Source organism: Listeria innocua (assembly GCF_028596125.1).
GTDB classification, from domain to species: domain Bacteria; phylum Bacillota; class Bacilli; order Lactobacillales; family Listeriaceae; genus Listeria; species Listeria innocua.
This window is the reverse complement of record NZ_CP117229.1, coordinates 2,137,052-2,163,665: the sequence shown is the minus strand read 5'-3', so window position 1 is coordinate 2,163,665 and position 26,614 is coordinate 2,137,052. Positions and strand designations below refer to the sequence as shown.

Sequence of the window (26,614 nt, the reverse complement as noted above, 5' to 3'; positions counted from 1 at the left end):
GAATAAGTGATGAAAAAAATAGCTGTCCTATTATTGGTGTTATTACTTTTTTTAGTTGGTTGCGGGAATGAAGAAGCGGTTCAAAAGTCCGAACAAAAACCGGAGAATAATCCCAAAATTGTCGCGACTACTGTAGCAATTACGGAAATTATGGATAAACTGGACTTGCCGCTTGTTGGAATTCCGACTAGTTCTAAAAAACTTCCGGAACGGTATGCTGATGTAAAGGAAACAGGGTCGCCTATGGGGCCGGATTTAGAGATTATTCGGATGTTAAAGCCGGATATGGTTCTTTCTACAAAAACGCTAGAAGCTGACTTAAAAGCGGGTTTTGAGGGTGCTAATTTAAACGCGGACTTTTTAGATTTTACAAGTATTGATTCTATGCAGGCTGAAATTAAGAAACTTGGTACAGAATTTGATCGCACCAAGGAAGCGAGTAAACTAAATAACGATTTAACAAGTGAGATTGACAAGGTGAAGGCGAATGTAGCTAAAAAGAAAAAGCCAACTGTACTAATACTTATGGGCGTTCCGGGAAGCTATTTGGTTGTAACTGAACATGCTTATATTGGCGACTTGGTCAAACTTGCTGGTGGAGAAAATGTGATTACGAACCAAAAGGTAGAATACTTGGCTTCTAATACAGAATACTTACAAAGCGCAAATCCAGATATTATTTTACGAGCTGCACATGGTATGCCCGCAGAAGTAGTAAAAATGTTCGATGAGGAATTTAAAACAAATGATATTTGGAAACATTTTGATGCTGTGAAAAATAATCGTGTATATGACTTGGATGAAAATTTATTTGGGATGACGGCTAGTTTAAACGCTCCAGAAGCACTACGGGAAATGGAAAAGATGCTTTATGACAATTAAACAAAAAAGCTATTTTGGTGCAGTTGTTGTTTTGCTCTTTGGGACGATTTTATGGGCTGTGCAGGCGGGAAGTTTGCAGATGTCTATTCCGGCTTTTCTAAGAGGGCTTTTTAGTGGTGGAAATGAGATGGTGGATGTTGTAATTGATTTGCGTTTTCCGCGGATTATTATTGCCTTGCTCGCTGGGGCGGCGCTTTCGGTTTCTGGCTTGTTGCTTCAAGCTGTGATGAGAAATCCGCTTGCTGATGCTGGTGTGATTGGTATTTCAGCGGGGGCGAAGTTTTTTAGTTTTGTTATCATTTTATTTTTACCGGAATTGTATTTTTGGTTGCCACTTTTTTCTTTTATTGGTGGGGCTCTTGCTTGTTTTTTAGTCTTTTTATTTAGTTATCGTTCTGATTTTAATCCACTTCGTTTCATTATCATAGGTATTGCAATTAATGCGGTTTTTACAGGGCTGAGTGATGCGTTATCATCTCAAGTAGCGCTTGTTTCTAGCCAATCTGCGAGCAGTGCAGCTAGCCTTGCAATGAAAAAATGGTCTGATGTTGAGACATTGGTAATCTATGTAACGATTGGGCTTATTTGTGCGCTGGTACTTGCTAAATGGTGTAATGTATTAGGTCTTGAGAATAAAATGGCTAGAGGTTTTGGCGTTCCAGTTAATAAAACGAGGATATGGCTTGCGCTGATTGCTGTCCTACTTGCTTCAATTACAACAGCAGTCGTCGGTGTTATAGCGTTTGTAGGTTTACTCGTACCTCATATTGCTAGAAAATTAGTTGGTGGTAATTATCAAATTTTAGTTCCATTTTCGATTTTATTTGGTGCTTTATTGCTATTATTTGCTGATACACTTGGCAGAACGTTATTTCAACAAATGGAAATTCCAGCTTCAGTAATTATGCTCATTATCGGCGGTCCATTCTTAATCTTTTTAATGCGAAAGGGTGATTTTTATGGAAGTAAGGGACGTTAGTTTTAGTTATAATGGAACAGATGCGATTTTGAAAAATGTCTCATTTACTATCCAAAAAAATAAAATCAATACGATTGTTGGACCAAATGGTAGTGGGAAATCTACTTTGTTAGAAATTTTGGCTAGACTTCTTTCTCCTAATTCTGGTGAAGTTTTATTAGAAGGAAAATCGATTTTTGAATGGAAAGCGAAAGAATTTGCGCAAAATGTAGCAATTGTTCATCAAAATAATATTCTTCCGAGTGAATTAACGGTCAAAGAATTGCTTTATTTTGGACGGCTACCTTATAAAAATTGGCGAATGACACGAACAAAAGCGGATGACGTAGCTGTAGAAAAAGCTTTGAAGCAAACGGAGCTAAGTGAAAAAGCAGAGAAATTTGTTGATAGTTTGTCTGGTGGGGAACGACAACGTGTTTTCATTGCGACTGCGTTAGCGCAAGATACGCCTATTTTGCTTTTGGATGAGCCAACGACATTTCTTGATATGTACTTTCAGCTGGAAATTTTAGAGTTGGTAAAGCGGTTAAATCAAGAGGAGAAATTGACTATTGTAATGATTTTACATGATTTGAACCAAGCGCTTACGTATAGCGATCAATTAGTTGTTATGAAAAACGGAGAAGTGGTAGCGAAAGGGAATCCTGAGACTTTACTAACAACAGAGCTAATAGCGGAAACGTATGGAGTTGTTGCAGAGGTGCTTTGTGACGCGAAAACAGGGAAATACATTGTTCCTCAGAAGCGAAAGGAGTTTTAGAACGTGAAAATGAAGTCGTTTTTGGGGAAAAGCCTGACTTTAGTTGTATTAGCTGTGTTTCTTTTTTCTGGTTGGAAAATCGGTGCAGAACTTTATGAAAATAACCATAACCGTACAATTTTAGATGATGCGAAGGCAGTCTACACGAAAGAAGTGACTACGACTAATGTGAACGGCGAAGTGAGAGATGAACTTAAAGCTTTGCAAAAATTGAACAAAGATATGGCTGGTTGGCTAACGATTGCTGATACAGAAATTGATTACCCGATTTTGCAAAGTACGGACAATGACTATTATTTGCATCATAATTACAAAAATGAAAAAGCAAGAGCGGGAAGTATTTTTAAAGATTATCGGAATACGAATGAATTTTTGGACAAGAATACGATTATTTACGGGCATAATATGAAGGATGGCTCGATGTTTGCGGATTTACGAAAATATTTGGACAAAGATTTCTTGGCGGCACATCCAACATTTTCGTATGAATCAGGCCTTGCGAATTATGAAGTAGAAATTTTTGCTGTATATGAAACGACGACTGATTTCTATTATATTGAAACGGAATTTCCAGAACCAAAAGACTTTGACAATTATTTGCAAAAAGTGAAGCAACAATCTATTTATCAATCAAATGTCAAAGTAAGCGGCAAGGACCGAATTATTACACTTTCTACTTGCGATACTGAAAAAGATTATGAAAAAGGACGCATGGTTATTCAAGGAAAACTAGTAGCAAAATGAAAAAGCGCCAAAATAGGATGATTTTTGGGGCTTTTTTATTTTTTTGAAAGGGTGCGAACGATGAAATTATATCAATTAACCGATAATTATTTACGGGTGCAAGAACTTTTGGAAGAAAATAAAACCGAGGCTGTGGAAGATACGTTAGATGCGCTCACAGATGGTTTTCATGATAAAGCAGAAAATATCGTTAAAATAATTAAATCATTAGCAGCAGATGCCGAAATGGCAGGAAAAGAAGCAAAACGGCTTTTAAAACGAAAACAAGCATTAGAAAATAATGTTCAGAAATTAAAAACCTATTTACAAACAGAAATGGAACGAATGGAAATTAGAAAAATAAATAGTACACTTTTCACGATTCAAATACAGAAGAATCCAGCGAGTGTCGAAATAGTGGATGAAGCTTTGCTAAAACCGTTCTTTTTACTACAAGAACCTAAAATTGATAAAAAGCGAATTGCAGAAATACTAAAATCTGGTGAAGAAGTAGAAGGTGCTAGATTAGTAGAAAGCGAATCGATTCGAATAAGATAAATAAAACAACCAAAATCGTTAAAGTTTTTAATGATTTTGGTTGTTTTTGTTAATAATAACTATTTAAATAAGCTAAAACGTAAGATAGTTCACATTTTTGTAACAAACTGTCCCTTTTTTTGCATCTTGGGAACATTTCACGGTTTCCTCCTATGAAATAATTAATGTTAAGTAAACAAAGGAGGAGCGGATGTGAATCGTTTGAAAAAATTAGTAACTATATTAATTTGTACTTTGCTTATAGTGTCACTTCTTCCATTTTCTGTTTGGGCAGAAGACAAAGAAGGAGTTGAAACGAACGTAGGGGAAGCAGCTACGGAAGAAAAGGTTACGCAGGAAACGACTTCAAATGAAACTACAACAGAGCCTTTGAAAGAAACGACAGTAAATGAACCAATAAGCACAAAATCATTTCCAACTGGGAATTATTCTGGGGACTTTAGTATTAATTCTCAAAAAGACGTGATTGAGTCTGGTCAGACAGTGAACTATAACATCTATTTAAAAATAACTGGACCAAACACAATTTATAAAAATGCTAAATTGGTAATCAATTTACCGAAAAATGGGGAATTCACTCAATCATTAAGTGAACTTAAGATTGCCGGAGTAACACCTAGTTATAACAAGACAACCCGTCAGCTTGTGTATAAATACCAAACGCTAAATAGTGGCGTGGTTGATAAAGTCATTCTCAAGCTGTCTACGAAAAATGGTTATACGCCAAATGGAACGAAATTAGAAGTAACAGGGGAATTTAGCGCGGATAATTTATCAGAAAAAGTAACGGAGCAAGCTGAAACAACCGTGAATGCAACAGCCACAACAGCTTTGTCAAATGAATTTACGAAAGTGGAAAATAGTATCAATAATAATCCAAGCCAAGGAGATATTGGGATTTGGTCTTTCAACTTAAATATACCGAAAAAGTCTACAGGGAGCCTTTTTATTGAAGAAGGAAAGAAAATTATTATTGAATATACGTTAGCGGATAAGCTAGATTATTTGGGAGTAGCAGGGGATACACCGGAGCCAACAAAAATCGAAGGACAAAAACTAACTTGGGAAATTGCAGCACCTACATATTTGGAACAAGAAAAAGCAACTAGTTTACTTAATAAGACTTTCCAAATTAGAACGTTCTTCCAAACAAGCATACCGAATTTTGCGACTGTAGAAAACAAAGCGGTTGCAACAACGAACTTTATTACTTTAACTGATAGCATTGTGGATACTTCAAAAGCATCAGTTTCAGTTTCTGCAAGTGATCCAGCGACAATTCCGCCGACTATCGGAAGCGTCTATGCTCCAGCCCACAGAGGACCAGTGGATGAAAATTGGGGAATTGCTACTGTGACTGGAAATCCAGATATAAAAGCATATGATAGTGCGAAATTAGGTTTTAGTTTGATGCTAAATTCGGCAATGAATGACTCACCTTCCTATGACTTCATCTACTATGATGTTTACTACAATATTGATGATAATTTAAATCTGGATTATTTCCGAAGTGGCGATTTTTATTTTAAACCAAATGTTAATTATCCCGGTTGGCCGCAACTGAAAAAATCACCTAAATACAATTTACTCGTGAAATATGATGGTGATAATGACTGGACTACGTTAAAAGAAGATGTAGAACTGAGCAAAATGTATTCGAGAAAAGACCTTGGAATTCCAGATGATAAACATGTGAGTAAAGTATGGCTTCATTTCACGTATGCACCAGCTGGAATGTACAGCGCAGATTTATCTTTCTTTACAACAGTCAAAGAAGGCTATGTGGGAGAAGTTAGAAATACCACGAAAATTAATATGTACGGCGCAGATAGTCAAGGTTATATCCATTACTTCGATGATACAAATCCTTGGCCGGAAAATTGGCAGAAATATGCTGGAGACCGGACGGCTCAAATCATACCGCAACCAATTGGGAAAAATAAATTTGTCCAAGGATCGGTTGCATTTGATGATACCGATGGAAATTTGATAAACATTGGCGATAATTCAGTTTCTGTTAATTTAGAAAGCAATAAAGCTTCCATTTCACGATTAACAGGTCCTTTTGAAGCGATGGTTCTTTTACCTTCTGGCGTAAAAATGAAAAACACGGATCAACAAGGCTTTAATGTCAGCGTGTTAAATAGTAATTACCAAAATTCAGGACGCCAATTACTAAAAGTTAAATGGGACAAAAAGACGCTTTTACCAGCAGAAAAATTAACTGCAAAAATTAATGTGACCGTATCAAAAGACACTCCAAGTAATATGTCTGTTGAAATGTTTGGATTCTTGCAGGATACAGATTTTAATGTGCCAGAAGTGACAGGAACTCCAACCATTTCTGATACAAAAATGGAAATTGACTCAAATGACATTAATCAAAATGGGAATTCGGAAGAGTCTAGAATCACATCAGGAAACCATTACATTTTAAATACGAGTAATCATTTGAAAATTAGTAAAAAAGCTAAGGGTAATCTCGATAAAGGATACAGTGGCCTGGCAAATGCCACAACAAATTCCATCGTATCGTATCAATTATTACTAGAAAATGATTCGGACGAAAAAATAGCCAACATGGTATTAATGGATGTTTTACCAAGTGAAAAAGATTTAGGAATTACAGATAACAGCGAACGTGGTAGTAAATTCAATTTGGAGCTAACGAAAGCAGTAGCAATTCCAAATGAATGGAAAGATAAGGTCGAAGTAACTTATAGTACTGCCAAAAATCCTAAACGTTCGGGCGTTCTCGATAAGCACACGATTTATCCAACTGGTTCAGAACCTCTAGTTGATAACCGAGAAGCAACAGAAGCAGATTGGTTAACCGCTTCAGAAGTACAAGATTGGTCTAAAATTCACTCTTTTAAAATGGAGCTAAAAGAAGGTATTGAGTGGATTCCTGGGAAATCCATGAAAATTCAATTTGATTTAAAAACACCAAAGAAAAACCAAATAGATAAGGAACTTTTAAATCAGCAAACGAAAAAAGAAGACCGAGCTGCATGGAATTCTTTTGCTGTTGCTGTAAATAATTCTCAAGTAATTGAGCCGGCCCAAGTAGGAGTGGCTTTAGATGACAGTGTTGCGCCAGTTACGGTGCAATATGTTGATCAAAACCACAAACAAATTGCCAGCCCAGAAACACTAACAGGAGCTTACGGAGAAAAATTCACTGCAAAACAGAAGAAAATTACTAACTACACCCTTGTAAAAACACCCGCGAATGTAAGTGGAACATTTAACGAAAAAGCACAGACAGTTACTTTTGTTTATCAAAAAGTGACAGCCGGAAACATCATTGTCGATTATGTTGATAAAAATGGTGAAAAATTAGCTGATTCGATTGTTTTAACAGGAAAATTAAATTCAAGTTATCGAACTTCAGCAAAAAAAATCTCGGGATATAAATTGTATCAAACACCCAAAAATGCATCGGGGAAATTTTCGAACACCTCACAAAGAGTAACTTATGTGTATGAAAAAGCCAGCACGTTTTCAATATCCTCTAATAAAGGGGCTGACAACGTGGAAAAATCGGCAAAACTACCACAAACGGGAGATTCTAAGAAAACTAATTTATGGTTTATTCTTGGAATGCTATTACTATCAAGTACTTTTGTGATTATGAAGAAAAAATGATTTCACCAGTGTTTTAAACGTTTTTTAGGTGTTTGTGATTAGTTTTGTTCACCAAAAAGACACATATTATTTTATATTTTCGCAAAAAGTGATTATTGGGTGCATTTGTTTGTTACAATTCAACAAGTCTATAAGGGATTTAACAACAGTTAGAAATAGATTATAGGAGGACAAAACGCAGTGAAAAATATCAGACAATGGAAAAAACTAGTTATTGCAATGGTTATTGGCTTGCTAGTATTCCAAAACGTTTCACCTGTACTAGCTACAATGACAGACGATGAAACAGCAAAAACAACATTAAAAATTACCAAAGAAGATAAAGATACAAAAGAAAAAATCAACGGTTCTACCTTTGAAATAAAGAATAAAGAAACGGGCAAAACAAACAATTTAACAATCAGCGCAAATGGTGAGGCGACTATGGATTCACTTTTACCTGGTGACTATCTTGTTAAAGAAAAAGTTGCGCCAAAAGGTTACACACTAGATGAAAAAGAATACAGTGTAACTTTAGCAGAAAAAGAAGAAGTGATTACTTCGGTTTCAGCAAAAGTGCAAGAAGAAACAACGAAAGAAGCAGCAACACCAACACCGGTTAAAAAAGCAACACAAAATGCAAATCTAAAAGCTGCTATTACAGACAATATTTTTAACAAAGTAACGCTAAAAGATGGCAATGGTGATGAAATTAACACATCGGACCGGATTCAAAATGGTAGCGGTGTTGTGCTTAACATGAATTTTGCATTCTCTGGAAAAAATTATAAAGCGGGGGATACGTTTACAACTGTTTTACCAGATGCTTTCAACTTTGGGAATAAAAACCTAAGTGGGAACTTCTTACCTTCCACAGAAGCAGAATGGACACTTGACGTTAAAACGCGTGAACTTACGATTACTTTCTTAAAAGATGGAATTCAAGAAGGCGATTATGATGTGAATATCAGTACAGCCTTCAAAGTATTTACATCAACAGAAGAAACAATACAAGAAGTTGTTTTCAAGACAGCTGGGAAAGATACTGTTTATCAAATCGAAGTAGTTCCAGTTGTTACGTACCCAACTACAGTATCTGTTACAGCAAATCCAGGAGTTGTTAATCCAACAAAAGGACAAGTTGATGCCAAGTTCAACTTAACAAAAGAAAAAGATGCTAAGGGTGAGCTGAAACTTAATGATTATGCTTCTGGTGGAACAACAACTATTGATAAAGATACCATCAAAGTATATTCGAGTGATGTTAGTGCTGGGGGAACCTTCATTGGTACGAAAAAATTACTTGTTGAAGGAACAGATTATACATTGACATATTCTTCGACAGCTTTAGTAGTTTCGCTTAATGGTGGGCTTGCTGGGAAAGGCTACCAAGTAACATATGACCGCACAATCAATAAACCAAGTGATTCACTTTCGTACATGTCTACCCAAGCTTACACGGTTGGAGATTCTGGTATACTATCAACTAATTCTTCTTATGTCTATTTAGCGATGACCAATTACAAACATTTGGAGAAAAAAGCTACTTATAATGGTACGACACAAAGTATTGATTGGGTAATTAATTTCAACTATGACCAAGATGAAATTTCTCCTACTACTGTACTTACCGATGTGTTAGCAGATAATGATGTAGAGTATGTTGCAGATTCACTCAAAATCAAACGCGTAACATTTAATACGACAACTGGTGTGCCAATTATTGGTAGTGATGCATCAAGCGACTGGACAACATCAACAATCTCAAATAATGGGAATTTTAATTTAACGTATAAAAACACTAATACAAACGCATATCAAATCACTTATTCTACTAAAATAACTGATTTTAAAGATCGTAAAATTAAAAATGAAATTACGGATGAAAATGGCGTTTCAGCTGATGCAACCATTGCTATTCAACCTGATTTGCTGAAAAAAGAAGCAGGAAGCATTGATTACTTCAATAATACAATGAGTTGGAAAATCACTGCTAATTCAGACAAAATTAAAATGGATAATCTTAACATTACAGATAAATTTTCTACAGGTATAAAAAGCCTGAAAAGCTATACTGTTCGTGCTTATACAGATAATTTCACTAGCGTAGTATTAACAGAAGGAAAAGACTTTACTATTAATGAGAATGTCACTCCAGCAGGGTTTTATATACAATTAATTGGTGATTATGCTTCTACAGATAAAAAAATTGTAGTAGATATTGTTACTAATATTGATTTGTCTGATGTGACGAAGACGATTGATAATAAAGCGTTTATCTCTTACTATGATGGGGGAACTATCAAATATGTGGAAGAAATAACTGCTTCAGCTACACCAGATGCGAAAATGATGACAAATGGTGGGAAATACGGTGCGTACAATTCAACAACAGGAAATATAGATTGGATTGTTTCTGCAAATGCGATGGCGAAAAGCTACGATAACTTGATTTTTGATGACACAATCCCGACTGGATTAACATATGTAGAAGGCTCTTTACAATATCGTAATGTGGAGTCATCAACTGAAATGATGAGTTTACAAATTCCACTTAATTCTACTGGGACATTGGCCAAAGCAGGGGATAAAAATTATCCAACCAAAGTAGATACAACTGGCAATAAAATACATTTAGAATTTGCCAATTTAGACAACACTCGTGTATTTATTAAATATAGTACAAAACCAGATGAAAATTGGTATTTCTATAAATATGTGACGAATATAGCAGAAGTTACTGATAATGGTACAGATAAGCACACATATTCTTATCAAGCCTATGCGAGTAAAGTTTTCAATGCGATGACAAAAACAGCTTCCATTGATTCAACTTATAATAATAAAGTTAACTGGACTGTAACACTTAATAATATTTCAAAAGATCGTCCTATTAATAACCCAACAATTACTGATACGATGAAAAACGGAACAACAGGAGCGCAAGTTGTAAAAAGTAGTTTTAGAGTAATTAATGAAACAACTGGGGACGATATTGACTCAAAATACTATGATATAACGTTTACAGATAAAGATTTCACCATCCAGTTTAAAGATTACAAAGCAACAGACCCAATCAAAGTAACCTATAGTACAGTTAGTTTGATGTCAGGTTTGATTAGTAACACGGCTACAACAGCATCACCTGATTATGGTAGTCTCCCAATGTCATACAAATCTAGAACAACGAATATTTCTCCAGCCTTCACCATTGGTAGTGGCAGCGGGACGGCGACAATTGGTTCACTTGAAATTACCAAAGTTGATAAAAAAGATAATACGAAAAAACTAACAGGAGCTAAATTCCAACTTTACACGCCTGAAGGAGATAAAGCTGGGCAAGAAGCAACAACTGATTCAGAAGGGAAAATCGTCATGGACGGCCTTCAATCAGGAAAATATAAACTAGTTGAAACAGCAGCGCCAACAGGATATACAATTAGTGATGAATACAAAGATGGTAAAGAAATCACGATTACTGCTGATGTAGCGACGAGCGTTACAATTGAAAACACAGAACAAACTGGTAGCGCGGTTCTGCAAAAAGAAGATAGTGTAACAAAAGATGCTATCTCTGGCGCAGAATTCGAATTGCAAACAGCAGACGGAACTAAAGTATCCGAAAACTTAGTAACAGACGCAGACGGTAAAATCGAAGTAAACGATTTAGCACCAGGGGATTATCAATTTGTAGAAACGAAAGCACCAACAGGCTATGTACTTGATGCAACACCAACGAAATTCACGGTGGAATTCAACCAAACAGCGGCAATAGTTGTAACAAAAGAAAACACAGCCAAAGCTGGCAGCGTAGTTCTAACAAAACAAGACAGCGCAACAAAAGCTACGATAGCCGGAGCAGAATTTGAATTACAAAAAGCAGACGGAACTAAAGTATCGGAAAACTTAGTAACAGATGCTGACGGTAAAATCGAAGTAAATGATTTAGCACCAGGGGATTATCAATTTGTAGAAACAAAAGCTGCGGCAGGCTATGTATTAGATTCAACACCAAGCGAATTCACAATTGAATTTAACCAAGATAAAGCAGCAGTTGTAACAAAAGAAAACACAGCCAAAACTGGTAGCGTAGTTCTAACAAAACAAGATAGCGTAACAAAAGCTACGATAGCCGGAGCTGAATTTGAATTACAAAAAGCAGACGGAACTAAAGTATCCGAAAACTTAGTAACAGATGTTGACGGTAAAATCGAAGTAAACGATTTAGCACCAGGGGATTATCAATTTGTAGAAACAAAAGCTGCGGCAGGCTATGTGTTAGATACAACACCAACGAAATTCAAAGTGGAGTTCAACCAAACATCAGTAGTAGCTGTAACAAAAGAAAACACAGCCAAAGCTGGTAGCGTAGTTCTAACAAAACAAGACAGCGTAACAAAAGCTGCGTTATCTGATGCGGAATTTGAACTACAAACTGCTACTGGAACTAAAGTAAAAGATAATCTTACTACGAATGCAAGTGGTGAGATAGAAGTAGCTGATTTAGCACCAGGCGATTACAAGTTTGTAGAAACAAAAGCACCAACAGGCTACGAATTAGATGCTACACCAGTTACATTTACTATCGAATTTAACCAAGCGACTGCAGTCAAAGTAACGAAAGAAAATGTTGCGAAAACTGGTAGTGTAGTTCTTACTAAACTAGATAGTAAATCAAAAAGTAATTTAGCTGGGGCAGAGTTTGAATTACAAACAAAACTTGGTGTCAGTTTGAAAGATAAGGTAGTGACAGAAGCAAATGGTCAGTTGCAAATTGATAACTTAGCACCAGGCGACTACCAATTAGTAGAAACAAAAGCACCAACAGGTTATGAACTTGATGCAACACCAGTTGAATTCACCATTGAATTTAACCAAAAAGATGCAGTTCAAGTGACTAAAACGAATAAAATGTCTACTGGATCAGTTGTGTTAACTAAAACTGATGGGCAAACAAAAGCCCCTCTTGCAGACGCAACATTCAAATTAGTAGACGCAGATAATAACGTCACAGAAAATCTAACAACAGATGCTTCTGGTAAACTGGAAATAACAAATTTAGCTCCTGGTGATTATCAATTAATTGAAACAAAAGCACCAAAAGGTTATGAATTAGATACCGTTCCAGTCGATGTGAAAATCGGTTTTAATCAAAATCAAGTGCTTCAAGTAACTAAAACAAATATTAAAACTATTGTAAGCGGCAAGGTAATAGCTGAATTTGTTGATACAAAAGGAAATGTATTAGCAGAACAAGAGATTCATACAGGTATAGTCGGGGAGGAATATGTAACCAAAGCGAAATCCATCGCAGGTTATAAACTAACGAAAGATCCTACGAATAAAGTTGGCCTATACAAAGAAGCAGATCAAAAAGTAACCTTTGTATATGAGAAAAATAAATCATCACTCGTTGTTGATCCTACTAAACCAATTAAACCTTCTAAACCAACAAAACCAGTAAAATCAACAGTAAACCCTTCAAAACAAGCTACAGTGAAAAAAGCACAAAGTCTTCCTTCAACAGGAGATGATTCCCTAGCTAATCTCATCATTACGGGATTATTCGCTAGTGCACTTGGACTTTTCTTACTAAGAAAATCCAAAAAAGTAAATGATTAATAATTGTAGTCGCTATTCTGTGAAGAATAGCGACTTTTTTATTTATTATATATAGAAAGAATTCCATCTAATAATGCAGAAAAAGGAGATTTAGTATTGAAACAGTATATTTTTAGTATAAAGTATACTGTTTTTGTTCACTGAAAAGCCATAATAAATCGATTTTTTGGTTCTCTAAGAACATTTTCGACCCCTCGTCTTTTGTTATAATTCAACGAGTCATAGGTCTTATACAACAGACATAGCTTGCATAGGAGGAAAACAGCTTAATGAAATATATGGTAAAATGGAGAAGTTTTTTTATCGCTGCAATTATTGGTTTACTCGTTTTTCAAAACTTTTCGCCGGTATTAGCAACGATTATAGATGAAAAAACAAAAATGATAACGCTTAAAATAATTAAAGAAGATAAAGATACAAAAGAAAAAATCAATGGTTCTTCTTTTGAAATTAAAAATAAAAAAACTGGAGAAACAAAAGAAGTTTCTATAACAGAAGACGGGACAATTGTAGAAAATTCACTCTCAGAAGGAGAATATATTGTTAAGGAAAAGAAGGCTGCCCCAGGGTTTACTTTAGACGAACAAACTTATAACGTCACCTTAGCTGATAAAGATGAGGTTATAACTTCTATTTCAACCAAAGACGAAGCAGAAAAGACTCCAATTGTTACAGAACAACCCTCTAAAAAAGGAAATCTGAAAGCAGTTATAGCAGATAATATTTTTACTGCAGTAAAGGTAGAAAATGGAACTGGGAATGAACTTAGTACGACTAACCGCATAAAAAATGGCGGAGCAGTAGTTCTGAAAATGAATTTTACTTTTTCGGGGAAAAACTATAAAGCTGGAGATACATTTAAAACGGTTTTACCAGAGACATTCAACTTTGGAACAACCAATTTAACAGGAGATTTCTTGCCTTCAACTGAAGCGAAATGGGACCTGAATGCAAGCACTCGGGAATTAACTATTACCTTTTTAAAAGATGGTGTGCAAGAAGGTAATTATGATATTGAGCTTAGTACTGCGCTAAAAAGTTTCTCTGAGACAGATAAAACAAGGCAGGAAGCAGTTTTTAATACGGCGGGTGGTAATACAATTTACCAGTTAGAAATTATTCCTGAAGTAGACAAGGCTACACAGGTAATGCTAGAAGCAACTCCGGGTAAACTCAATCCTGATAAAGCTACCGTGGATGCAAGGTTTAATTTAACAAAAGAAAGTAATGAGCTAGGGGAACTTAGGCTATCGGACACTGCTTACGGAGGTTCGACTATTATTAATAGGAATAGTATTAAGGTCTACTCAACAGATATTAGTGCTAAAGGAACATTCATTGGGTCAAAGCAATTACTTAACGAGGGTACAGATTATGAATTGATTTATGCACCTTCAGGATTAACAATTAAATTAAAAGAAGGTCTAAAAGCAAAAGGATATCAAGTTACCTATGAGCGTTCCATTGATAAGACAAATACGTCTTTGACTACTTTAGGGACTTCAGCAACAACAGTTGGAAGCTCTGGCATGTTATCAAATGGAAGTATGACCATTTCAGTAACAATAAAAGCATATGATCATTTAACTAAAAAAGCAGTTTATAACCCTGTAACTCAATGTATTGATTGGACAATTAATGTTAATTGTGATTTAGCAAATTTGACACCTGATACGGTTTTAAAAGATGTATTAACAGACGATAATGTTAGTTATGTCGCAGATTCTTTGAAAATCAAGCAAGTCACTTTTAATGAAGAATCAGGAGAAGTAGTAATAGGCGAGGATGCGTCTAATGATTGGACTGTTTCGACTATATCAGATAACGGTAGTTTTAATATGAACTACAAGAAAACAGATAAAAAAGCGTATCAAGTAACGTATTCTACAAAACTAACCGATTTTAGTCCACGAAAAATTAAAAATGAAGTAACGGATGAAAAAGGTGTTAAAGCAACAGAAAACTTTGATTTCAAGCCAGACTTACTAAAAAAAGAAGCTGGAGAGATTGATTATTATAATAATACAATGGATTGGACTATTACAGTTAATTCGGAAGGTATTAATATGCAAAATATTAATATCGTTGACGAGTTTTCTACAGGTGTAAAAAGTTTAATCAGCTACAGTGTGTACGCTTATCCTTCTGATTCAGGCTATAACATATTAACTGAAGGTAGAGACTTCACCATCCAAAAAGACGTCACGCCAGATGGTTTTAAAATTAAACTTATCGGTAACTATGCGACAACAGATAATAAAATTGTTGTGAAAATGAAAACAAAAATTGATTTAACTGATGGAGCAAACACGCTAAATAATAAAGCCTCGTTTTCATATTTTGACGGTAGTTTAACCCAGTATTCAGAAACAATAAAGGCAGAAGCAACACCGGAAACTAGTATTTTAGCTAACGGTGGGAAGGTCGGCAAATGGAACCCGGCAACTGGTGAAATAAATTGGATTGTATCTGTCAATGCAATGGGGAAAAAATATAATAAATTGGTTTTAGATGATGAATTTCTGGATGGTACAACCTTTGTAGAGGGATCTTTACAGTATCGTAATGTAGTTAATTCATCCGAGCTGACCGACTTGAGTATTCCTCTAGAGATAAAAGGGACTTTAGCACAAGTTGGGGATGCTAATTATCCAACCAAAATAGACACATCAGCCAATAAAATACATTTAGAATTTGGTAATTTAGATACTAATCGTGTATTTGTTAAATATAAAACAAAACCAAAAGATAATTGGTTTTTCTCACAGTGGGTAAACAATAAAGCTATCGTTTCAGATAATGGAGCAGATGAACAAATATACGAAACGAAAGAGTTTGCTTTTTTGCAAAATGAAGTTATTAAGGTAGCTGGAAACATCGATAGTACATTTGGAAATAAAGTGAATTGGAATATGGAACTTTTGAATATTACTCCAGAAAGAACACTGTCTAATCCAGTTATTACCAATCGATTGGAACAAGGAAATACGGGTGCTCAGTTTATTAAAAATAGTTTTCAAGTAATTAATACAAAAACGAACGAACCGATAAACGAAGAAAATTATGATATTACTTTTGAAGGAAATACCTTTACCATTCAATTTAAAAACTATACTGCAATGGCGCCAATCAAAGTAAACTACAGCACAATAAGTTTACTTTCAGGACCAATTTCTAACGAAACTACGGTGGAAGCAGAAGATTTTAGTAATGTTCCAATGTTTTTTAAAAAGAGAAATGTGGCAGTATCACCAGTCTTTACTGTGGGAACTGGATCAGGTATTGCAACGATTGGTACGATTAAAATCACAAAAGTGGATGAAGACGATACTACGAAGAAATTAGAAGGCGCAAAATTTCAGCTTTACACACTAGATGGTGAAAAATCTGGACAAGAAATAACAACTAATTCAGAAGGTGAAATTTTACTAGATGGTATTCAATCTGGAAAGTATAAATTAGTTGAAACCAAAGCACCAGAAGGTTACAACATTAGCGATGAATACAAAGAAGGAAAAGAAATTACTGTAAGTTCATCTGGTGAGGAACTCCTTTTAACCATCAAGAATGCAATGAAAAAAGGCAATGTTATTTTAACGAAAAAGGACAGTGCATCACATGAAGTATTAGCAGATGCCGAGTTTGAATTACAAAACGCCACTGGGTCAAAACTAAAAGAAAAACTAACAACAGATGCGAGCGGTAATATAGAAATAACCGATTTAGCACCCGGTGACTATAAGTTAATTGAAACCAAAGCACCAACCGGTTACCAATTAGACGCGACACCAGTTAATTTCACGATTGATTTTAACCAATCAGAAGCAGCGAAAGTAAGCAAAACCAACACAGCAAAAACAGGCACGGTAATGCTAACGAAAAAAGATAGCGCAACAAATGCCAAACTAGCTGACGCCACATTTGAGTTACGAAACGAGGACGGAACACTAGTCCGTGAGAATCTCGTAACAGACGATAATGGAGAAATTAGTGTAGCTGATTTAGCACCCGGTGACTATAAGCTAATTGAAACTAAAGCACCAACCGGTTACCAATTAGACGCGACACCCGTTAATTTCACAATTGATTTTAACCAATCAGAAGTAGAGAAAGTAAGCAAAACCAACACAGCAAAAACAGGCACGGTAGTGCTAACGAAAAAAGATAGCGCAACAAATGCCGAGCTAGCCGACGCCACATTTGAGTTGCGAAACGAGAGCGACACATTAGTCCGCGAAAATCTTGTAACAGATGATAATGGAGAAATTAGTGTAGCTGATTTAGCACCAGGCGACTATAAGCTAATTGAAACCAAAGCACCAGCTGGTTATCAATTAGACGCGACACCGGTTAATTTCACGATTGATTTTAATCAGTCAGAAGCAGCGAAAGTAAGCAAAATCAACACAGCAAAAACAGGCACGGTAGTGCTAACGAAAAAAGATAGCGCAACAAATGCCGAGCTAGCCGACGCCACATTTGAGTTACGAAACGAGAGCGACACATTAGTCCGCGAAAATCTTGTAACAGATGATAATGGAGAAATTAGTGTAGCTGATTTAGCACCAGGCGACTATAAGCTAATTGAAACCAAAGCGCCAACCGGATACCAATTAGACGCGACACCGGTTAATTTCACAATTGATTTTAACCAGTCAGAAGCAGCGAAAGTAAGCAAAACCAACACAGCAAAAACAGGCACGGTAGTGCTAACGAAAAAAGATAGCGCAACAAATGCCGAGCTAGCCGACGCCACATTTGAGTTGCGAAACGAGAGCGACACATTAGTCCGCGAAAATCTTGTAACAGATGATAATGGAGAAATTAGTGTAGCTGATTTAGCACCAGGCGACTATAAGCTAATTGAAACCAAAGCACCAGCTGGTTATCAATTAGACGCGACACCGGTTAATTTCACGATTGATTTTAATCAGTCAGAAGCAGCGAAAGTAAGCAAAATCAACACAGCAAAAACAGGCACGGTAGTGCTAACGAAAAAAGATAGCGCAACAAATGCCGAGCTAGCAGATGCTACATTTGAGTTGCGAAATGAGAGCGACACATTAGTCCGCGAAAATCTTGTAACAGATGATAATGGAGAAATTAGTGTAGCTGATTTAGCGCCAGGCGACTATAAGCTAATTGAAACCAAAGCGCCAACCGGATACCAATTAGACGCGACACCAGTTAACTTCACGATTGATTTTAACCAATCAGAAGCAGCCAAGGTAACTAAAACCAACAAGAAAAAAATTGGTACAATTATAGTTAACTTTATAGATGTAGACGGCAATCAATTAAATGACAAGGAAGTGCATACTGGAAATGTTGGTGAAGAATACAGTGTGAAAGCTAAAGAAATCGTTGGCTATACATTGGTTAAAGATTCCGCTAACAAAAAAGGTATGTATAAAGAAACTTCACAAGAAATAACCTTTGTCTATGAGAAAAAGGCAATGCCGATTACTGTGGAACCTACTGAACCATCAAAACCAACAGAACAGCTAACAGAATCAGCTACAGTAGCAGAGCCAAAACCTATAAAACAAAACTTTAAAACAACAAACAATAAGAGAAAACTTCCTTCTACAGGAGATGAATTCCCTTATACAATGCTATTCACTGGATTGTTTGTTAGTGTTGCTGGAGTATTCTTTTTAAGAAAATCTAAACAAATAAAATAGCAAAAAAGCTATCCTAAGAAATTTAGGATAGCTTTTTCATTTAAATCCAAGCATCTTCTTCATTTTTCGTTAAAAGCATTTGAATACCTCGAACAATATTAAAGATAAACAATCCAACAATAGCTATTAGTGTAAATATAAATAAGCTACCGGTAACGAAAAATGATACATTTGCGAGTAAGCCGCCGTTTGTCAAAGCTGTAACGAAAACACTGGAGAAACATAGAACACCAGCGATAGTCGGAATAATGTGAGTTAGTAATGCAACTTTAGCATGATGAGTAACATCCTCTGATTTAGCAAAAATCCAAATCAATACTGGCACAATAACTGGTGCAAAGAGGATACTAAAATAACTTAAAGCATTTAAAATACGATGATCATTCATAATCAACACACCTTTCTAAGATGTCTTTATTATAGCAAGGCTAGGATTATGAAGCCCTCGTTTCAAGTTACAAAGAAGGAAAATAATATAACAAATATGTAAGAATTATACGACTTTGTTTTTAGCCTGAATAATATGAAGAAGTTGCTCTGACATAAACGCCGGCGAATGAGCAAAATTTTCTTCGGCCCAAAAAACAATCATGCCGAAAATCGCATGTGCTTGATAAGACGCAAGTAACATGGGCTCTATACTCGAACTATCAGCTGAATAATCAAAGTCATTCAAAATCAGTTCTCGAATAACGTCACAAACTTGATTTTGAAAACTGGGACGGATTGTAGATTTTATAACTTGTGTATAAAAAGCTTGATGACCATAAACATGATCAAAAATTTTTATCATGGAAGGTGTAAGTGTTTGAATGGAAAAAGGCGTCTTATGTGTATAAGGGTCTTGATACGCTTTTTGTAAATCAGCCAGCACTTCATCAATGATGCTATCTAAAAGTTCTTCTTTGTCACGGTAATGTTTATAGAACGTGCCTCGGTTAACATCTGCTACTGTAACAATATCCGTAATCGTAATCTGTTGAAAAGGTCTTTCATCAAGAAGAGTAAATAAAGCTTGGTTTAAGGCTTGCTTTGTTTTTTTAATCCTTCTATCCATCATTTGAAACTCCCATCCGAGAAAAATTTCCTATTACTATACATATAACGCAAAAGTGTTGCTTAATCAACAAAACAGGCTTTCTTTACATATTGAAAGCGCTTTATATCGGGGCTATAATTGAAATAAGAAGGAGTGAAATTTAATCCTTTTTAGCGTATCAAAAGTGAAGGAGGAAGTAATAATGGGGAAATTAGCTGGAAAAGTAGCAGTTGTAACAGGGGCAGCTTCTGGAATGGGGCAACAAATTGCGGTTCTTTTTGCGAAAGAAGGGGCGAAGGTTGTTGTTGCGGATTTAAATTTAGAAGCGGCACAAAAAACAGTCGCATTAATTGAAGACGAACAAGGGACAGCACTTGCGGTTGTTGCGAATGTCACGAAACAAGACGATATTGAAAGCATGATTAACAAAGCTACTGAGACATACGGAACGTTAGATATTTTAGTAAACAATGCGGGCATCATGGATAATTTTGTCCCAGCCGGCGAATTAACAGATGAGCTTTGGGATAAAGTGTTTGCGATAAATACAACTGGAGTAATGCGAGCAACTAGAAAAGCACTTCATATCTTTGAAGAAAAAGGACAGGGAGTTATCGTTAATATCGCATCTGCTGGAGGCTTGTTTGGCTCAAGAGCAGGGGCAGCGTATACAGCTTCTAAGCATGCTGTCGTTGGTTTTACAAAAAATGTTGGTTTCCAGTATGCTAATAAAAATATTCGCTGTAATGCTATAGCACCTGGAGCTGTAAATACAAATATTGGTACTACTATTTATGCTCCAGATCAATTTGGGCAAGAACGAGCTATGATTGGAATGGGAACAAACCCTCGCGCTGGTGATGCCTCTGAAATCGCCAAAGTAGCTCTATTTTTAGCTTCGGATGATGCTAGTTTTGTAAACGGAACGGTAATTACTGCAGACGCTGGTTGGACAGCTTACTAAAAAATAACAAATCCGCATGAGAGAATTATTTTCTTTTGCGGATTTTTTATGAGAAAATAGAAAGATGGATATTTTTTAACAACTTCGCATTTAGGGGTTGTTTCTTTGTATAGAGAGAATGAATAGTTGTGAGCATAATGGGGTATTAAATAACAAAGTGAAAGGCGGGGATGCTTTTTGGTTGAACAGTTGGTAAGTAATGCAGCGATATTACTCGCAGGATTTTATATTATTTCTTTAGTCTATAAAGAGCCAATTACGAAAGAATTATCGATAAATAGAAAAATGGTGATAGGTGTATGGGCAGGGCTGCTAGGATTTGCACTAATGATTTTTGGGATACCGATTTCAAATAATGTAATTGTTGATTTGCGTCATATTCCTATTATTATGGTGGGCTTTTACGGCGGGCCCATTCCGGCAATTGTTTCGGCGGTCATTATTACAACTTCACGCTTTTTAATTTCAGTGAATTCTGCAGCAGTGATGGCTGGTGTAATCATGATGTTGATTGGCATTATAACAGCTCTTTTTAGCAAACGCTTAGAAAAATATAATATTTGGGGCGTTTTTATTTTGAATATTATTGCGTGCGGTTTTGTAGTCATTAATTTACATTTGATTTTAGCAAAAGAGCCAGACTTCTGGGTTAATATGTTTACATTTGTATCTATCGCGCTTGTAATTGGCGCTGTTTCCGCAGGTTTAATGAAGAATATGATTAAATCAAAGCAATTGTTTCAAAAATACGAACAAGACTCTACACTCGATTATCTGACGCGGTTATCGAATGTAAGGCAATTTGATGAAAAAATCAACCATGTGATGGACGCCGGAAGTAGACAAGTGACATTAATGTTAATTGATATAGATTACTTTAAAAATATTAACGATACATACGGCCATGACGCTGGTGATGCCATTTTGAAACAATTAGCTATTATTTTAAAACGAAACACATCAGATGGTTCTGAGGCATTTAGAAATGGCGGGGAAGAATTTTCCATTGTCTTATTAGATTGTCCGATTGAAAAAGGTAATTTTTTTGCTGAACAAGTGCGAAAAGAAACGGAAGAGCACGATTTTATGATACCGAGTGGAAAACTAGTGAAAATTACGATTTCAGTTGGTGTTAGCAGTAGTAAAGATGGTGCTAATACAAGTGAAGGTTTGTTTAAATCTGCCGATGAAGCCCTGTATAAAGCAAAATTAACCGGACGAAATCGTGTTTGTATTGCAGATGGAAATTAGCTTGTCGCAAAAAAACGAGTACTTCTAGCAGACGTCTTATGTTATAATAGATTGTGTAATGATGAGCAAATAACTAGGAAACTAGTCCAAAAGGATGAGCTTTTAATGTTTGACTTAATGGATAACTTGCTGGGAGTACAGTCATTTGGTGAATTAAATAAGGACATGCCGACGACGCTTTTTGTCACTGATGCAGACGGTAATATTTTAATTTCTAATAAATTCACTGCGCTTACGGTCGGAATGTCGCTTGAAGAATTACTTCGTTGTAATGTAAGGGACTTAGTGGAAGACGGTGTGTACAATGATTCTGTCACGCTAGAAGCAATCCGAACCAAACAAAAGAAAACAAAAGTTATCAATACGAAGAAAGGTTTTAGTATTCGTTCGACTTCTACGCCAATTCTCTATCCAGATGGCACCGTGCATTTAGTTGTTACGATGTCAGATGAAACGCAACCAGATAGTTTTAAAACATGGCGTGGTGAGGCAATTTCGGGCAATAAAGAGTCACTTCTTCTTGAAGATTATAAAGAAAATGATGGCACCGTGATAGTAGCGGAGAGCGTCGCGATGAAACAGATAGTTCGAGTATGCAATCAAATAGCCCCGTTTGACAGTAAAGTCTTATTATACGGGGAGTCCGGTACTGGTAAAGAAGTCTTGTCGCGCTATATTCATGAAAAAAGTGAACAAGCTGCTGGACCATTTATCTCGATTAACTGTGCGGCAATCCCAAAAGCATTATTTGAATCTGAGCTTTTCGGACATGAAAAAGGTTCATTTACCGGTGCGGATATTGAAAAACCCGGGATGCTTGAGCTAGCTGATGGCGGCACACTATTTTTAGATGAAATTTCTGAAATGCCGTTAGAGCTTCAAGCGAAAATGCTCCGAGTGCTTGAAACTGGCGAGGTAAGAAGACTGGGCTCAACAACTGAGACGAAACGGCGCTTTAGACTTATTTCAGCGACAAATCGAAACCTTGGCGAAATGGTTGAAAAAGGAACGTTTAGGCGTGATTTATATTATCGTATTAATGTAGTGCCGGTTCATATTCCAGCACTTAGAGAGCGACCGCAAGATATTATTGGCCTTGCACGTCAGTTCATTCAAAAATTTAATCAAAAGTATCAAAAAGATTTTCAATTAAGCGGCGATAAAACGAAAGAATTACTTTCTCATAACTGGCCAGGAAATGTACGTGAACTTAGAAACCAGATTGAACGCTTAGTTGTTATGTCTGGTAATAAAGAAGTGACAGTTTCTGAAACAGATGATTTTGCGCTAGACTTACATTTTAAAGAGCAAACGAAAAAAGAATCACTTCATTTAAAAGATTATTTACAAGACGTGGAAAAACACTTTATATTGCGAGTGCTCGAAGAAAGTGATGGAAACGTGACAAAAGCGGCTAGTGTGCTTGGGATTCATCGCTCTGTTTTATATCGAAAACTAAAAACACTTCATTAATTTAGAAAACCTAATCGGAATACGCGATTAGGTTTTTTTGTTGCATTTTCGCGACTATTTTTTGTAACAGTGCTAATTTTTATGTCGCTTTTTTGCGACGATTAATAATGCTTAAATTTAAAAAGGTTGATATAAAGCCATTTTAAATGTTGGCATGAAAGTTGCTTTATAAGTAAGTGCGTATCATTACAAATATATGTGAATAATTGAACAATAAGGAGTGAGGAATTTGTCAAAAGTAATAAAAGCAAGTGAAGCAGCAAAATTAATAAAAGATGGCGATACTGTAGCTTTTAGTGGTTTCGGTTTAGCTTGTGTTAATGAAGAAATGGCTATCGCGGTTGAAAAGCGTTTTTTAGAAGAAGGGGCTCCGCGTAATCTAACCGTTATGCATGCTAGTGCGCTTGGTGATCGCAGGGAAAAAGGAATGAGTCATTGGGGACATGAAGGATTAATTAAACGCTGGATTGGCGGAATTGCGATTGCTTCTCCTAAAATGGCGAAACTAATTGAAGAAGACAAATGTGAAGCATACAATTTACCACAAGGTGTAATTACGCAACTTTACCGGGAAATCGCAGCTAAGCGACCAGGCGTTATTACAAAAATTGGTATGGGAACATTTGTAGACCCGCGTATTGAAGGGGCGAAAATGTCCGCGAGTTCTAAAGATAACTTAGTAGAGCTATTGACGATTCAAGACGAAGAATGGCTATTTTATCCAAGTTTTCCAATTCAAGTTGCACTCATTCGCGGAACTGTGGCAGATGAATTTGGGAACTTAACTTTAGAAAAAGAAGGCTTACATATGGAAGTCTTGCCAATTGCGCAGGCTGTTCGAAATTCAGGCGGAATTGTTATCGCTCAAGTAGAATCTGTTGCGAAAAAAGGATCGCTTAATCCTAAAGATGTAAGAGTTCCAGGAATTTTAGTTGATCATATTGTTATTTCAGAACCAGAAAATCATTTCCAAACTGAAAATACACAGTATAATCCAGCTTTCTCTGGACACATTCAAGTTCCTCTTGGCGATATTGAGCCACTTGCGTTAGATGACCGTAAAGTGATTGCGCGTCGTTCTGCAGCAGAACTAGAACCACAAACCATTTTAAATTTAGGTGTAGGAATTCCAGTAAATGTTTCTACTGTTGCAGCGGAAGAAGGCGTGAGTGACCAATTAATACTAACAACCGAAGCAGGATCTGTTGGCGGTGTTCCAGCTGGTTTAGCAGATTTCGGTCATGCGTATAACAGTGAAGCTATTGTCGATCATCATTCGCAGTTCGATTTTTACGATGGTGGCGGACTTGATTTATCCGTACTTGGTTTGGCGCAAACAGACGAATCCGGTAATGTGAATGTCAGCAAGTTTGGCTCAAGAGTTGCTGGCTGTGGTGGATTTATTAATATCTCCCAATCAGCGAAAAAATTAATTTTTGCCGGAACTTTTACTGCAGGTGGATTAAAGACGCGAGTAGCTGACGGCAAACTAGAGATTTTACAAGAAGGAAAAGCTAAAAAGTTTATCAAACAAGTTCAACAAATCACATTTAGCGGCGAATACGCTTCAACGACCGACCAAACAATTCTCTATGTGACAGAACGAGCTGTATTCCGTTTAGAAAATGGCAAAATGGTTCTAACAGAAATCGCACCAGGCGTTGATTTAGAAAAAGATATTCTTGGACAAATGGAATTCGAACCCGTTATTGCGAGTGATTTAAAAGTAATGGATAGCGGTATGTTTAGCGAACAATGGGGTGGCTTAAAAGCTATTATTGAAAAACAAACAAGAGAGGGAGTATCTATATGACAAAAGAAATAAACCGTTGGGGAGTCTTGATTGGCTCTGTTGGTGTTCTGCTTTGTACCGGTGCGGTATATGCGTTTAGTGTTTTTGCTGGACCGCTTAGTGCTGCTCATGGTTGGACAATTCCACAAGTTATGATGGCATTTACAATTAATGCGGCGATTGGACCGATTCCAACTATTTTAGGTGGGATTTTAACGGATAAAGGGAAAGCAAAATGGGCCATTTTAATTGGGGGAATCCTCTTTGGGCTTGGTTTTGCACTGACAGGTTTTGCTACTTCAACGACGATGCTTTACTTGTCTTATGGTGTTCTTGCTGGGCTTGGACAAGGTTTTGCGTATTCAGGTTGTCTTAGTAACACGATTCGTCTTTTCCCAGATAAACGTGGTCTTGCTTCTGGACTTATTACTGCAGGAATGGGTGGAGCGACAATTATTGCTGCACCGATTGCGAACCACTTAATTGAAACATATAACGTAATGACAGCATTTAAAATTATGGGAGCTGTTTATATCGCAGTTGTCATTGGATGTAGTTTCCTTATTCGCGTCGCACCAGCTGGTTATGCACCAAAAGGCTGGACACCACCTGCTGGAAATGCAGCTGGTATGGTAAATGTACCTTGGACGGGAATGGTTCGAACAGTTACTTTTTATCTGATTCTTTTAATGCTAGGTATTGGCGCATTCTCAGGTCTGATGATTGCTTCTAATGCATCCTTAATTGGTCAAAATATGTTTGGCTTAACGGCTGCATCGGCGGCTGCTTACGTTAGTATTTATTCACTAAGCAACTGTTTAGGTCGAGTAGTTTGGGGCGCTGTATCTGACCGTCTAGGTAGATCTAATACATTAATGATTATCTATACAGTTATTGCTTTATCTTTACTAGCACTTGCAACGCTTCAATCGGTTGTTGGGTTTGTTATCGGAATCATTGGACTTGGACTTTGCTTTGGCGGGACAATGGGTGTTTTCCCATCTATCGTTATGGAAAATTACGGTCCGAAAAATCAAGGCGTCAACTACGGAATCGTCTTCATTGGTTATTCCACAGCAGCTTTCTTTGCACCAAAAATGGCAGCGCAAATTGCCGGTCAAAACGGTGGCGACTTCACACAAGCTTTCTATATAGCTATCGCGCTTGCTGCTGTAGGACTTTGTATTAATATTGTTTATAAATTACGTGAGAAAAAACAACCAACGAAAGAATTAGCGTAAAAATAGAGAGGAGAAAAGA

General features: G+C 36.5%; 15 protein-coding genes. 13 read left to right on the top strand and 2 right to left on the bottom strand.

Features of this window, described 5'->3' with window-relative positions; all coding sequences use genetic code 11:
* Positions 1-9: 9 nt before the first annotated feature.
* From isdE to PQQ29_RS11240, 8 genes are all read left to right on the top strand, one after another.
* Positions 10-882, top strand: coding sequence for a heme ABC transporter substrate-binding protein IsdE (gene isdE, locus PQQ29_RS11275; protein ID WP_041918393.1), 873 nt, complete (start codon positions 10-12; stop codon positions 880-882).
* Complete coding sequence (locus PQQ29_RS11270; protein WP_010991112.1) at positions 872-1,861, top strand: FecCD family ABC transporter permease; 990 nt, start codon at positions 872-874, stop codon at positions 1,859-1,861. The genes isdE and PQQ29_RS11270 overlap by 11 nt, the downstream gene beginning before the upstream one ends.
* On the top strand, positions 1,842-2,621 hold the full coding sequence (locus PQQ29_RS11265) for an ABC transporter ATP-binding protein (RefSeq protein ID WP_010991111.1): 780 nt from the start codon (positions 1,842-1,844) through the stop codon (positions 2,619-2,621). The genes PQQ29_RS11270 and PQQ29_RS11265 overlap by 20 nt, the downstream gene beginning before the upstream one ends.
* Before the next feature lie 3 nt (positions 2,622-2,624).
* Positions 2,625-3,365 (top strand): class B sortase, encoded by a 741-nt coding sequence (gene srtB / locus PQQ29_RS11260; RefSeq protein WP_010991110.1) that lies wholly within the window; start codon positions 2,625-2,627, stop codon positions 3,363-3,365.
* Positions 3,366-3,425: 60 nt separating this feature from the next.
* Positions 3,426-3,902 (top strand): siphovirus Gp157 family protein, encoded by a 477-nt coding sequence (locus PQQ29_RS11255; protein WP_010991109.1) that lies wholly within the window; start codon positions 3,426-3,428, stop codon positions 3,900-3,902.
* Positions 3,903-4,094: 192 nt separating this feature from the next.
* The gene (locus PQQ29_RS11250; RefSeq protein WP_010991108.1) at positions 4,095-7,550 is read left to right on the top strand and encodes a MucBP domain-containing protein; all 3,456 of its coding nucleotides are present in this window, start codon (positions 4,095-4,097) and stop codon (positions 7,548-7,550) included.
* 180 nt (positions 7,551-7,730) lie between these two features.
* Positions 7,731-13,151, top strand: a complete 5,421-nt coding sequence (locus PQQ29_RS11245; RefSeq protein WP_010991107.1) for a SpaA isopeptide-forming pilin-related protein — start codon at positions 7,731-7,733, stop codon at positions 13,149-13,151.
* Positions 13,152-13,420: 269 nt separating this feature from the next.
* Entirely contained in the window at positions 13,421-18,835 is a 5,415-nt protein-coding gene (locus PQQ29_RS11240) for a SpaA isopeptide-forming pilin-related protein (protein WP_258210432.1), read from the top strand.
* 40 nt (positions 18,836-18,875) lie between these two features.
* On the opposite strand, the gene PQQ29_RS11235 is transcribed toward PQQ29_RS11240, so the two are convergent.
* Together PQQ29_RS11235 and PQQ29_RS11230 are read right to left on the bottom strand one after the other, a co-directional pair.
* Positions 18,876-19,223, bottom strand: coding sequence for a magnetosome magnetite crystal formation protein family (locus PQQ29_RS11235; RefSeq protein WP_003724594.1), 348 nt, complete (start codon positions 19,221-19,223; stop codon positions 18,876-18,878).
* Between the two features lie 105 nt (positions 19,224-19,328).
* A complete protein-coding gene (locus PQQ29_RS11230) occupies positions 19,329-19,892 on the bottom strand; it encodes a TetR/AcrR family transcriptional regulator (protein WP_187983888.1) in 564 nt (187 codons plus the stop codon).
* Between the two features lie 184 nt (positions 19,893-20,076).
* Here PQQ29_RS11230 and PQQ29_RS11225 point away from each other — a divergent pair, with 184 nt between their 5' ends.
* The 5 genes from PQQ29_RS11225 (at position 20,077) to PQQ29_RS11205 (ending at position 26,595) form a co-directional block, all read left to right on the top strand.
* Positions 20,077-20,838, top strand: coding sequence for an SDR family oxidoreductase (locus tag PQQ29_RS11225; RefSeq protein ID WP_010991103.1), 762 nt, complete (start codon positions 20,077-20,079; stop codon positions 20,836-20,838).
* Positions 20,839-21,015: 177 nt separating this feature from the next.
* Positions 21,016-22,089 carry a GGDEF domain-containing protein gene (locus PQQ29_RS11220; RefSeq protein ID WP_010991102.1) on the top strand — a complete coding sequence of 358 codons (1,074 nt, stop codon included), beginning with the start codon at positions 21,016-21,018 and terminating at the stop codon, positions 22,087-22,089.
* 105 nt (positions 22,090-22,194) lie between these two features.
* Positions 22,195-23,562 (top strand): sigma-54 interaction domain-containing protein, encoded by a 1,368-nt coding sequence (locus PQQ29_RS11215; protein WP_003763489.1) that lies wholly within the window; start codon positions 22,195-22,197, stop codon positions 23,560-23,562.
* Between the two features lie 229 nt (positions 23,563-23,791).
* Positions 23,792-25,375, top strand: coding sequence for an acyl CoA:acetate/3-ketoacid CoA transferase (locus PQQ29_RS11210; protein WP_010991101.1), 1,584 nt, complete (start codon positions 23,792-23,794; stop codon positions 25,373-25,375).
* A complete protein-coding gene (locus PQQ29_RS11205) occupies positions 25,372-26,595 on the top strand; it encodes an L-lactate MFS transporter (RefSeq protein ID WP_003739530.1) in 1,224 nt (407 codons plus the stop codon). Before PQQ29_RS11210 ends, PQQ29_RS11205 begins: the two co-directional genes overlap by 4 nt.
* The last annotated feature ends 19 nt before the right edge of the window (positions 26,596-26,614 follow it).